15 protein-coding genes are annotated in these 12,696 nt (G+C 36.0%); 1 reads left to right on the forward strand and 14 read right to left on the reverse strand.

Annotated features, from left to right (window positions below; all coding sequences use genetic code 11):
• Positions 1-121 precede the first annotated feature (121 nt).
• The 8 genes from IKS50_RS03565 to IKS50_RS03600 form a co-directional block, all read right to left on the reverse strand.
• Positions 122-1,864 (reverse strand): ATP synthase subunit A, encoded by a 1,743-nt coding sequence (locus tag IKS50_RS03565; protein ID WP_292845481.1) that lies wholly within the window; start codon positions 1,862-1,864, stop codon positions 122-124.
• On the reverse strand, positions 1,861-2,178 hold the full coding sequence (locus IKS50_RS03570; protein ID WP_292845484.1) for a V-type ATP synthase subunit F: 318 nt from the start codon (positions 2,176-2,178) through the stop codon (positions 1,861-1,863). Before IKS50_RS03570 ends, IKS50_RS03565 begins: the two co-directional genes overlap by 4 nt.
• Positions 2,175-3,329: a V-type ATP synthase subunit C gene (locus tag IKS50_RS03575; protein WP_292845486.1), complete on the reverse strand. Its 1,155-nt coding sequence runs from the start codon at positions 3,327-3,329 to the stop codon at positions 2,175-2,177. Before IKS50_RS03575 ends, IKS50_RS03570 begins: the two co-directional genes overlap by 4 nt.
• A 15-nt stretch (positions 3,330-3,344) precedes the next feature.
• Complete coding sequence (locus tag IKS50_RS03580; protein WP_292845489.1) at positions 3,345-3,962, reverse strand: V-type ATP synthase subunit E; 618 nt, start codon at positions 3,960-3,962, stop codon at positions 3,345-3,347.
• 13 nt (positions 3,963-3,975) lie between these two features.
• A complete protein-coding gene (locus tag IKS50_RS03585; protein WP_069573492.1) occupies positions 3,976-4,461 on the reverse strand; it encodes a V-type ATP synthase subunit K in 486 nt (161 codons plus the stop codon).
• Between the two features lie 63 nt (positions 4,462-4,524).
• The gene (locus IKS50_RS03590; protein WP_292845492.1) at positions 4,525-6,525 is read right to left on the reverse strand and encodes a V-type ATP synthase subunit I; all 2,001 of its coding nucleotides are present in this window, start codon (positions 6,523-6,525) and stop codon (positions 4,525-4,527) included.
• An 11-nt stretch (positions 6,526-6,536) separates the two neighbouring features.
• A complete protein-coding gene (locus IKS50_RS03595; RefSeq protein WP_292845495.1) occupies positions 6,537-6,851 on the reverse strand; it encodes an HrpE/YscL family type III secretion apparatus protein in 315 nt (104 codons plus the stop codon).
• 165 nt (positions 6,852-7,016) lie between these two features.
• A complete protein-coding gene (locus IKS50_RS03600; RefSeq protein WP_292845498.1) occupies positions 7,017-7,367 on the reverse strand; it encodes a hypothetical protein in 351 nt (116 codons plus the stop codon).
• A gap of 63 nt (positions 7,368-7,430) precedes the next feature.
• On the opposite strand from IKS50_RS03600, the gene IKS50_RS03605 reads away from it, so the two are divergent.
• Positions 7,431-7,757 carry a hypothetical protein gene (locus IKS50_RS03605; RefSeq protein WP_292845501.1) on the forward strand — a complete coding sequence of 109 codons (327 nt, stop codon included), beginning with the start codon at positions 7,431-7,433 and terminating at the stop codon, positions 7,755-7,757.
• Here the strand turns inward: IKS50_RS03605 and IKS50_RS03610 are convergent.
• The 6 genes from IKS50_RS03610 to IKS50_RS03635 are packed head-to-tail and all read right to left on the reverse strand — an operon-like array spanning position 7,750 to position 12,647.
• Complete coding sequence (locus IKS50_RS03610; protein ID WP_292845504.1) at positions 7,750-8,088, reverse strand: hypothetical protein; 339 nt, start codon at positions 8,086-8,088, stop codon at positions 7,750-7,752. The two genes, IKS50_RS03605 and IKS50_RS03610, sit on opposite strands and share 8 nt — an antisense overlap.
• Position 8,089: 1 nt before the next feature.
• Complete coding sequence (locus IKS50_RS03615) at positions 8,090-8,599, reverse strand: nitroreductase family protein (protein ID WP_292845507.1); 510 nt, start codon at positions 8,597-8,599, stop codon at positions 8,090-8,092.
• A gap of 4 nt (positions 8,600-8,603) precedes the next feature.
• Positions 8,604-9,398, reverse strand: a complete 795-nt coding sequence (locus tag IKS50_RS03620; RefSeq protein ID WP_292845510.1) for a citryl-CoA lyase — start codon at positions 9,396-9,398, stop codon at positions 8,604-8,606.
• A gap of 54 nt (positions 9,399-9,452) precedes the next feature.
• Positions 9,453-10,325 carry a fumarate hydratase gene (locus IKS50_RS03625; RefSeq protein WP_292845513.1) on the reverse strand — a complete coding sequence of 291 codons (873 nt, stop codon included), beginning with the start codon at positions 10,323-10,325 and terminating at the stop codon, positions 9,453-9,455.
• Positions 10,326-10,329: 4 nt separating this feature from the next.
• Complete coding sequence (locus tag IKS50_RS03630; RefSeq protein WP_292845516.1) at positions 10,330-11,232, reverse strand: peptidase; 903 nt, start codon at positions 11,230-11,232, stop codon at positions 10,330-10,332.
• 5 nt (positions 11,233-11,237) lie between these two features.
• Positions 11,238-12,647 (reverse strand): MmgE/PrpD family protein, encoded by a 1,410-nt coding sequence (locus IKS50_RS03635; RefSeq protein ID WP_292845519.1) that lies wholly within the window; start codon positions 12,645-12,647, stop codon positions 11,238-11,240.
• Positions 12,648-12,696 lie beyond the last annotated feature (49 nt).

Below are 12,696 nucleotides of genomic sequence, written 5' to 3' on the forward strand. Positions count from 1 at the left end.
GGTGTTTCAATATCTACAATTTCATTGTAACCAACGCCTTCTACTCCTTCAACAACCATTAAAGGACCTGAGACTTCAGATACAGTAGTATATTCTCTAGTTTTAATATTTGTATTCATTTTTAAGCCTCACTGCATTGTTTAGTAATTGCTGCTTGTATTTCTGCAACTTTTTCATCAAATACATCTTGTGGGATGTATTTCATTTTACCGATTTCTTCTTTTACAGGTAATGCAACAATATTTGCAATTGGAGCACCTCTGTTTACAGCTGCAAGAGATTCATCGTAGAACTTAAGAATAGTTTTTAACATTTTGTACTGTTTATCAGGAGCACAGTATGTATCTACGTCATCAAATGCATTTTGTTGTAAGAAGTCTTCTCTTAACATACGGGTAGCTTCTAATGTAGCTTGGTCGGTTTCAGGTAATGCGTCAGGACCGACTAATTGTACAATTTCTTGTAACTCGGATTCTTTTTGTAACAAACTCATAGCTTTGTCACGAGTTGCTCTCCAGTCTGCCGCTACATTTTCTGCGTACCATCCTTCAATACTGTCAATGTACAAGGAATAACTTTGCAACCAGTCGATTGAAGGGAAGTGACGTTTATCTGCAAGAGATGCATCTAACGCCCAGAACACTTTACAGATACGTAATGTGTTTTGTGTAACAGGTTCAGATAAGTCCCCACCAGGAGGTGATACTGCACCGACTACGGAAATAGATGCTATTTTTGATTCTGTACCAATAGTTTCTACCCTTCCAGCTCTTTCGTAGAATTGAGCTAATCTTGATGCTAAGTATGCAGGGTAACCTTCTTCCCCAGGCATTTCTTCTAATCTTCCTGAAATCTCCCTCATAGCTTCAGCCCATCTTGAAGTTGAGTCCGCCATGAGCGCTACGTCGTAACCTTGGTCACGGTAGTATTCAGCAATAGTCATACCAGTATATACACATGCTTCACGAGCTGCTACCGGCATGTTGGAAGTGTTAGCAATAAGAACAGTTCTGTCCATCAATGGGTTTCCTGTTTTAGGGTCGTCGAGGAATGGGAATTCGGTAAGTACGTCAGTCATTTCGTTACCACGTTCTCCACATCCGATATATACAACGATGTCTGCGTCTGCCCATTTAGCTAATTGTTGTTGTGTAACAGTTTTACCTGATCCGAAAGGACCTGGAATAGCTGCTGCCCCACCTTTAGCTACACTGAAGAAAGTGTCTTGTGCCCTTTGACCAGTGACTAATGGTATATCTGGGTCTAATTTTCTTACATATGGACGACTTTTCTTTACAGGCCATTTTTGGAGCATTTGAACTTTTTCGCCGCCTACTTCAGCGATGTCTTCGAGTACAGTGTATTCACCTTCAGCTGCAATTTCAGTTACTTCACCTTCTAATGTTGGAGGCACCATAATTTTGTGTAAAACTGCAGTGGTTTCCTGTACTTCACCAAGTACATCACCGGCTTTTAAAACATCTCCGACTTTTGCTACTGGTTTAAATGCCCATTTTTTCTCTTTGTTGATGGAATCTACATCAATTCCTCTTGCAATGAAATCACCAGACACTTCTCTGATGATTCTTAAAGGTCTTTGAATACCATCGTAAATAGAACTCATAATACCTGGACCGAGTTCTACGGACAATGGACCTCCAGTACATTCAACTACTTCACCCGGTTGGATACCGGCTGTTTCTTCATATACTTGGATAGTTGCGGTGTCACCTTCAAGCTCGATAATTTCTCCGATAAGCTTTTCATCACCTACTCTTACCATCTCAAGCATCTGAGCCCCTCTCATACCATCTGCGATAATAACAGGCCCAGCAATCTTAATAATATTTCCTTCAATAATCATTTAACCATCTCTACCCCGATAACTCTTTTAATAAGGTCATTTATTTGATCAGATGATCCTCCTGAGGACCCATCTTTATCAGGTATTTCAATTATCATTGGTAATACATCAGAACCAATTTTCCTATTAATATGCTCTCTTATTTCATTTGCCATTAATTGAGTAATGATAATAATTGAAAGTTCTTCATCTAAAAATTTATCAAAAGCTGCGATAGCCTCTTCAGGAGTATTTACTACTTCTGCTCTTTTGACACCACCTAATCTAAATCCGGAAACAGTGTCAATATCACCTATAATTGCTACTGAACTCATATTAACATCTCCATGATTTTAGAATTAGGGAAGTCTGCTTCTCTTTTTGCTCTTGCAATAATTTTTAAATTCTTAATTTCATTTTCTTTTTGACTTAAATAACCAATAATTGGACCAATACCTAATGGTTTTTTAGAAGCTAAAGATTTTGAATAATCTGAAGTGTAACCATCTAATGCTTTTTCGAATACTGCTACTGAACCAGTTTCGTTATATACTGGCATTACATCAGTTAAAGCATCAGCATATTTTGTTCCTTCTAAACCAGAAACGATATTTGTAACGTCTGGAGATTCCATTAAATCTTTTAGTTTCCAATCACGTAATTGGTATCCTTCCTCTAATATATAAGGGGCGATTGCATCATAATCAAGGCCATCTTGTTTTGCCCTTATAATTAGTTTAAGATTAGCTACATCAACTTGAGTTCCAACATATGAATATAAAATTTGTTTATTTTCATCGGAAGGAACATCAGAAGAACGTAATAATTTGCCTAAATAATATTTATCTAAAGCAGATTCTAAAGGAAGAACCATATTAGTTTCTTCATATTGTGGAAGAGCATCTTCTAGAGCTGCTGCGTATTCAGTGCCGTCCAAACTGGTTACAATATCAGTAACAGTTTCGGTGTCAGCTAATGAATCCAATTCGTCGTATAGTGATCCGCTAGGAATTAACAATTCCCTTGTTTCTTCCGGACCGAGACCAACTTCCTTAGCGGTTAAAAGACTTTTGATGTTGTCGATATCTGATTTTTTAGACATTACAACAAAAGGATCTTTTATGTCCTTAGGAGCTACTCTTGCAACGAAATCATAAGTGTTAGCACGTTCTACGTCTAATGCTTTATCGAGCGGATAAGCATCTAAAACATCAGCATATTCAGGAACACCTTTGAGATAGTTTTCAACTTCTTCAACATCGTTGGTTTCAACGAGTTCGGAAATTTGTTTTTCATCAAATAATCTTCCTTTTCTAGCTCTTACTCTTGCACTTGGGTTAAGATAAGGATAAATGTCCAAAATTGGTCTGGATGTAATGATTACAACTACTGCACCTACAACAAGGACTGCTAAGATACAAAATACAAGAAATGTTTCTTGTGTAAGTCCTACAGAACTTATTAAGGTAGCAATTCCATCTGCCATAATTTATCCTCCTAATTATTTAAATAATATTTCAGCAACTTCACTACGTAAGATACTTTTAAATCTTTCTAATCTAGCTTCAATTGTGTTATTTACTTCAATATCTCCATTAGCGGTTTTTAAGATAGCGCCGCCAATTGCATTAATAGGTTCACCTAAGGTAAAGTTAATACCACCTAATTCAAAAGAGTCTGAACCTTGTGAAGATAAGTCGTCTTTAATTTTCTGTGTATCAGCTTCATTTAATTGTAAGATTAAATCATTACCGCCGAGTTCTTCAGCAGCTTCTTTAATCATTTTACTTAATGATTCTTTGTATTCTTCGTCACCAGAAGAAGCTTTGATTTTTAATTCTCCAACAGCTTGATTAAAAGCCGCTTCGATAACTTCTTCTTTAGCGCCTAATTCTGCTCTACGAGCATTCATCTTAGCTTCAGAGATAATTTGCTGATATCTCATATCAGATTGTTTTTTACCATTTTCCAAAATTTTTGTTTTTTCGGCTTCAGCAGTTTTTTCTGCACTTGCATTAATTTGTGAAACTTCTGCATTAGCATCTTGAATGATTAAATCAGCTTTCTCTTGGGCTACAGACATAATGCTTTCAACAATTTTACTTGTGCCTGAGCTCATATAAACTGCCTCCTTAACCTAAGATTCCACCGAATACCATAAGTAAAATAGCAATCAAGAAACCGTAAATAGCTTGTGTCTCTGGTAATGCAGAGAAAATAATACCACGAGCAAACATATCATTGTCTTCTACGATAGCGCCGACAGAGGATGCTGCTGCCATACCTTGTCCCATACCGGAACCTAAACCAGCAAAACCAATGGATGCACCTACACCAATAGCTACAATACCTGCTTCAGTAGGTAATCCTTGTCCTCCACCTAATAATCCTGAGAATACTAATAATAAGATTGCAACCAAGAAACCGTAAATAGCCTGAGTTTCTGGTAATGCAGAGAAAATAATACCTCTTGCAAACATGTCATTGTCTTCTGCAACTGCACCTACAGAACCAGCAGCTGCCATACCTTGACCTAAACCGGAACCTAATCCGGCAAAACCAATTGCTACTCCAGCACCAATAGCTGCTAAAGCAGTACCTAAAGCAATTTCTACCATATTTATTCACCTTTGAAATAATATTGATTTTTTAAATTTAATTTAAGATATAAATGAAAAATTTTATTTAATTTTTGTAAATGTTCTTTTTGCTTTGAAAGCTTCAAATTTACCTTTACCTTCTTCAAAGAATTGTGCGAAGAACTCTACATAGTTAAGACGTAAAGCGTTAATAAATGCACCTAATACTTGGAAAGCGAAGTTTGCTATATGACCGAATATGAAAACGATTACTGCAAGTACAATTCCTGCAAATGGAACCATTTGATCAAGCATTTGTGCTAAGATGTTTACAGTCATAGCAATACCACCGGTAGCTAAACATAATGCTAAAAGACGAGCAAAGGATAAAACATCTCCCAAGAATCCGAAGATATCCATTAATCCGAATGCACCATTAGCCCAAATTAATATTCCAATAGCTGCAAGTATTAAAATTCCACCTAATGCCATACCAATCATGCCGATTGCAGGCATCATATATCCTAAAACAAGTAAAAGTAATCCTGCTTCAAATACAAACCAACAAATTTGAGAACCTAAAGCCTCTTTAGTCCTTCCGTATCTCAAGTTGTTAATAGCACCTAATATGAATCCAATATTGACGTATATTAAACCAACAGCAATAGCTATTATCAAAATGGTTTCAGGATGTTTGAATGCTTCAACAGGAGCGAATACGGTTGGCAAACGGAACCCAGCGATTCTTTCTGGGAAGTCCCCAATAAAACCATTGGTTATCAAACCCAGTACTACGGCCCACAGACCTGACCAGATTAAAATCCAACCGAATGAATGCATTGATTCTTTGATTTTACCAAGACCTTTCAATAATACTACACCAATAGCTGCTACAACCAAACCATATACTGCATCGGTTAAACAGAAACCGAAGAAGAATGGGAAAGTAATTGCAACAAATATTGTTGGATCAATCGCATTATAACGTACTGGAGCGTACATATCTACGAGGTATTCGAAAGGTTTTGCATACCATCCATTTTGTTGTAAAATAGGAACATTCTCATCATCTGTACCTTCAACTTCAATTGTTTCAAAGGCACAATGTCCGTCAGAACTCTTTTCAACTATTTGTTCGACTTTTTCAGTGTCTTCTACAGGCACCCATGCTTCAAGTACATAAGCATCTTTAGTTTGAACAAAGGATGAAAGAATCTCGTTCTTTTCTTTTTCATTTTCTAATTGTTCTTTGAGAGCCAATATGTCATCGTCCCATTGTTCTGCAACTGCCCTTAATTCAGTTTTGACTGAAGCACGTTCAGATTCGATGGTTGATAATCTTGAATCGGCATTTGAAATGATTTGTTGAGGAGTACCTTCAACATTACCTACATCAATTTTCTCAAAGTCAAATTTACGAAGTGTTGAATAAACATCATCACTTAATTCTTTTAATGTTACTACGACAATAATTTCACTTTCTTTATCATCCGCAGGAACAGTAAAAATATCTAATTCGTCTGTCAATTTACTTAATTCGTTTTTGATTTCTGAAGCAGATTCAGCATTAATCCTTCCAACAGTAGTAGAAGTGTACTTTGAATCTTTTAAGTCAGCTAAGTTCATGTCAAAATTAGATAAGCGATTAGCCAAACTTTTATTAGACTGTAGTTCACTTGTTTCAGCGTCGAGTGCGGATAATTTTTCTTCTATAACACCTGTTTTGGCTTCCACTTGACCTAGAGTGTCTTCAGCTTTTGCAATAAAAGCTTCAGTGTCTAACTTCTCAACTTCCTTTTGAACAGGCATATCTGGACTAATAAAAGACATTAATGTGTCCTTTAACCCATGGCCTTCTGATAAAGAATTACCTAATAAATCAGATATACCGTTTGTTTTCATGAGAAGAGAAGATAATTTACCAGTAAATGGAGTAGCTTTAGCAGGAGTTACTAATTCCGCTAATTCAGGATCTTGCTGAATGCTTTCAGAAATATCGCTGATTTGTATAAGCCCTGATTCGTGGAGCGCATCCACTGTAGGACCCACATACTCTTCCAGCGTAACTATTCTAATTTTTCGCATTCTAGCTGTCTTGAACATATAATCTCACACTACAAAATATTTTTGACAATAATAGAAGCAGCTTCATCTACATTTGCCATAGATTTGTCTTTAATGGATTTCACATCCAATTTGGACTGTTCGGCAATAGATTGTGCTTCTTTTTTAGCTTTATCTTCTGCATCAAAAACAGTATCGTTAGCTTCATCTTCAGCTTGCAACTTAGCCATAGAAATAATTTCTTCAGCTTTAACTTTGGACTCAGCGATTAAATCTTTTGATTTAACTTCTGAATCAGCAATAAGTTGCTCAGCATCGGATTCAGCTTTTTTTATCATTGCGATTGCGTCTGATATCTCTGCCATAATTAATCACCATGGTGTATTTATTTTTGTTGAGCAATATATATATCTTTTACTATTAAATTTTGTTTAGAGTTTGTAAAATTTAATTTTGAATAAAAAAAAGTATTTAAAAAAGAAAATTTGCATGAAAATATCGGATAAAAAAAAGAATAAGAGATAATTAAATTATCTATAAAACCATTTCAATATAGCAGGAGGTAACTTTTGCAAATAAGCAAGAATTGCTATTAAGACAATAATTAACCCAACAATTACGAACTCTAAACTGTATGGATAATCAAGTAACATATACCCGCTTACCCCTATAACAATACCCTCAAAAAAGAATACAGCCTTGGTCCAACTTGGATTGAATAATATGATGAAGTAAGCAACAGCTATTAAAATCAGTATAATTGCAGTAGCCATCACATCAGTTGTAATTGGTTGGTGTCTTAAGAATGGAGCAATTGCCCAAACAATTAACACTAATGCTAACAGTACCCCTAATAATTTAAACATCTTAACATTTGCCATAATAACACTTAGTTTTTAATTTAATCTTCATGATATTTATATGATTTTATCTTAACTAATATCATGGAACGAGCAGTATGGATAATTTTAAACAAAAATTTTTCACTCACATTGGATGGTGAAGTAAAAGACGATAAAGTTATTGATAAGAAGTTCTCACCCGGCGAAGATATTTGGACTAATGAGATTCCTATCTTGGGTTTTAGTGACGAAAATGTTCAAAAGGATTATGACGAGTTCATATCCGACATATTCACATTGTTTGCAGAACCTACCGCCAATGAAGTATTCATCAATGCAAAGATAGGTGAGGAATCCGAGTATCTTAATTGTAAAAATCCCTTATTAATAAGAAAAATAGAAGAGTATCATGTTGATGAAATTATATAAGTGCAGTAGCCTTTTTTAGTATTTCATCCATATTACTAAATTCCAATGGTTCTCCATTATCTCCAACTGTTTCTGTTGTAATCAATACATGTGGGGAAGCCCATAAAAAAGAATATGCAAAATATGCTACATTAATGAAAATTAGTATTCCAATAAAGCTCAAAGCAGTTATCAAACAAACTGCATGAATTAAAAGATTTCCATACCTTCTTTTTTTCATCAGGATATAATTATCCTGTTCTTCAATCTTTTTAAATTTATTTTGAGACAATTCCTCGGAAATCTCTTCCATTTCTTTAGAATTGTCTGCATGCAATATAAATAAATCCATTTTAATCCATATAAACTACAAATTCGTCTAATTCTTTTCTTGGAGTGTCCCTTGGTTCAGCATTACCATATCCCAATGGAGTAAATAAGACCGCTTCCTCATTTTCATCCAAGTTTAAAAATTCATGAGCTTTATTTTTCTTAAATGCACCAATATAACAAGTTCCAAGGCCAACATCAGTTGCTGCAAGAATCATGTGATCCATTACGATTGTTGCATCAATATCAGCAATGTTTTTTTGATCCCATGGTCTAGTCCATGCTTGGTCTTTTATACCCACTACACATAACACATAAGGCGCTTCGACAAACCATTTAGCTCCATAAATTTCAGATAGCTCTTCTTTATACTTTTTAGTATCAATTACATAGACTTTAAATGGTTGATTATTTACACCTGTTGGTGCAATTGTTGCTGCTTTTAAGACATATTCCAGTTTTTCTGGTTCCACTTCTTTATCTAAATATCCTCTTACACTGTATCTTTCGTTAATAACGTCAATAAATTCCATTTTATCATCCCATGTATTCTACATCATCAAGGTCGCAAAACCTTCTAAACTCTTCTTCATCCATTTTTTCTTCATGAATATGTGCTATAATTCCTGGAAGTCTGCCTATCATAAATATTCCAAGACCTAACTCCGGTTCAAATCCCAAATCAGACAATAATGCTGCATTTGCACCGTCAACATTTAAACGGATGCCTTTCTTTTCAAAAACCAAATCCTGAAGTGCCAATGCCAATTTGACATGGGGACCTATGAACCCTTCATTGATGGCGATGTCTATTAATTTGTCCGCCCTTGGGTCGACATTATGATATCTGTGGCCAAATCCTGGAATCTTTCTGTCCTTAAGGATATATTCATTATGAATTTCGATAGCTAAACTTGCAATCTGCTTATTGTCAATGTCCGGATCGTCAATCAAATGTGCTGAACCGATTTTGGATTGATATAATTCCATTGCTTTTTCAATAGCTCCTGCATGTTTATGTCCAAAAGATAAAAATGCCCCTGCGGCCGCTGAATTCATCGGTGATCCTGAAGAGGCAATCAAACGTGCGGTTTGAGTGCTTGGGGGAGTTACACCATGGTCACAAAAAGAAACTAAAACATGATTGAAAATTTTACTCTCTTTAAGAGATGGCAATCTGCCTTTTAGGAGTAGAAATACCATATCCCCATACCTTATTTTTTCAATCAAATCTCTTTGATTATATCCTCGAGTTACAATTTTATTTTCTTCAACTCGAGTAATCGCAGTTTTTAAAGACTTTGGATTAACCTTGAAATTATTTTCTTGCATTTTTTAAACCTTTACACTTGTTAATTTAAAATAATCTTAATTCATATATAAACTTTACAATTTTAATGTCGCTACTCTCGGTTCTACAAAACAGGAGGGCCTAATAGAGACTATTCTAACGCCACTGGCTCTTTGATTTCCAATATTTAAATAACAACCTAAAACAGTTGTTTTTCCCCCTAAACCTAATGGCCCAATACCTGTCTGGTTTAATCTGTCTGTTATTTCCCGTTCATACTGACTTTGGTTTACTAAATTCCCATAAGCAATGGATTTAAGGAGTAGTGAAGTTGCTTCATAATGTGTCCTTCCGATTCCTATTGATGGAATTGAAGGGGTGCAACCCAACATTTTAAGGGATGATTCCAGCCATTCACAAGCGGTATTGATTACATTTTCAAAAGACCGCTTATGATAAACTCTGTAAGTCTTTGACCTGATTTCAGGACCTCCTCCTTCAAGCAGAAAGTGCAGATTCAAGGTATCTGGAGAAATATCCCTTTTATAAGTTGATTCATCATTAATGGTATCGATTAATATTGATGCATTGGCGAGTTTGCCGGGTTCATCATATAATCCTTTATTTTGCTCAATACGTTCTAATTCATCACCTTTAACGGCCATTGGCCTGGCTGGGAGACTATTTAAACCTAAAGCTATTCCTTCATGAATCTGATTCAACAACTCTCCGGTGATTTGCCTTTCATCACCTATTTCAATTATTACATGAGGAATCCCAGTATCGTCACATAAAGGGAATCTGTTTTTTTGGGCGACCTGATAGTTTTCTAAAATCTGTGATAAAGCCCAGCGGGCATTTTCATTGTCTTCATTGTCGATTGCATGCTTCAATGCATCATGCTTATCATCTGAAAGTGTGGTTGAAGCCTCAATTATGGCTTTAGAAATATCATTTAAAATATCCATAGAATCACTCAGGAACCGCCAAATCACTGGACTTATCCGGTGAAGCAATTGCATCAGGATAATATTCATCAATCATCCTTTTGACTAGTTTCACCTGTTTAATACGGGCAATAGCTTCTGCTTCTGTTGTATCCCAATTATGGTTGGCTGCAACTGATCCTCCGGTTTTTAGGTAAACCGGCGCCGCCACCTTGATGAATTTCGGAACTTCATAATGCCTTATGAATCCTCCGGTTGATTTCGGATTTTCGGTGTGCAAGTCCAATGTCATGTCACATGCATCCCTAATGGCTGCAATCATCGGAATTTGCAAATCACGAACGGGATTCAGTGAGTCCAATCCGGTTTCTTCAAGTAATTTTGCAGATCCTGGATTTGAATGACCTGCATGAGCAGATAATTTAAAATGAACATTATTTGGAATTTCGGATTCCTCTCGCATTTTGCTTAGAACCCAAAGCAGACCCTCATCATAAAGCAATATTCCGCGAACTCCCAACCTGCATGCTCTCTTTACATCTTCAATTGCATAAACAAGATTATCATAACCTCTTAATCTATAACCAATTCTGCTTCCTTCTTTGGTATTGACAGTAGCTGAAGTATCGTATGTAGCCCTTGGACCTACTGCCAAAAACAATTCGCATCCATACTCCTTAGCCAAGCCAACCATTTCCATAATCTCTTCATCAGTTAACATCATTATTCCTTTTGTCTGTGTAACCCGATGAATGAAAATATCATTTTTGCCGGCTTCGTCGAGAAGCGCCTTCATTGTTTTTGGAGATTGGATTCCCGGAACTTCAAAACGGAACTGGCCTCCATCATCAAATCTTTTGGAGGAGACATAATCCGCAGAAACCTCTTCAATACCTATTTTTTTAAGGAATTTTTTTGTTTTTTCCATAATATCTACTCATTTAATTTGCGAACAACATATTTCATTGTATAATCTTCAAGTGAATCGATTACTGTCAGATTGCTAATATTATAATGTGGATTTAATCCTTTGAACTTGTCAATCAATTCTTTTAGCTGGAATGGATTTTCATAATCTCCCTTTGGAAGAAAAGTAATGTTCTGGAAAATTCCATTTCTAAAGCTTTTGTCTAATTTAATAACGACATTTGACGGCCTTCTTTCGGGATACAATTCATTTAATTTATCATCTTCGACAATTATCATGTGGTCAACTATATGTTTGATGCTTTTTACCTTATCCACAGTCGAATAATTTTCCAAAAGACCGAATTCCATTAGCTGATTAATGTCATCGACACTTACTTCTCCAACAACCAATGAAATTGCAACGGCATAAGGAAGGCTTTGCCTCAACTCTTCAATATTTTTGGGATTGAAATTGTTGTGTTCCGCCGCAACGGAATACGTCTTGATGGCCACATTCTGGATATGGTTATATTCATCTCCTATACTTGCCTTTAGCTTTAATGCCGTATCTATTGATGAATGCAGGTGTCTGCAGAATGGGTATTTTTTAAAGTAAATATCTCTAACCCTCACTTTTCCAACATCTTTCAAGATATTGTCAAATGAGAAATCTTCCTGCTTAAAGTCATCGCCGCCAACAACCATGGTTTTTAAAAATCCTTCGTTACCTTCAAAAATGGTTCCGCTTCCAGTAAAACCGTTTCTTGCAAGATATGCTGATAAAATTCCATTATAAACGGCTTTTCCAACATGCAATGATTTTCCCATTGATCCGCCATGGTCTGATTCCAACAACCCCGCCGCCTGAGTTCCACATAACCCTAAAGCGTTCAGTATTTGATTTTCATCAAGTTTCAACAATTTGGAAGCGACACTGCCCGCCACAAATGTGCCTATTGTTCCGGTAGTGTGGAATCCTTTGTTCCTGTGTTCGGGATTGACGATTTTACCTAAAAGAATGCCTATTTCATAGCCTACCATGACAGCTTCTATGAATTCCCTTCCTGTCAAATCATAAGCTTCAGAAATTGCCAGAGCTGTTGGGAAGATGACAGAACCTAAGTGAATCTGGGCTCCTCTGTGACCGTCATCCAATTCCAATACATGTGCAGAAACTCCATTTACCAATCCTGCATTCAGAACATCTGTTTTCACACCAGTTCCAATTATGGATGCCTCCAGATTTGAATTAGAGATTCCATGAAATATTTCTCCAACAGTGTTTAGTGCTATTGTTGGAGCTTCTTCGGCCATGCCCCTATAAGTTACACCGAAAAAGTCTAGAAATGCTGCTTTTACCGTAGCGATTGATTCTGAAGTTGCTTGTTCATAGCGATAGTTTGAAATAAATTTAGAAATATTTTGTAAAAACATACCCCACCTATAATATATCTATGTAAAAAGTAGTATTAAATAGTTAAGA

The organism is Methanobrevibacter sp. (assembly GCF_017539065.1).
Classification (GTDB): domain Archaea; phylum Methanobacteriota; class Methanobacteria; order Methanobacteriales; family Methanobacteriaceae; genus Methanocatella.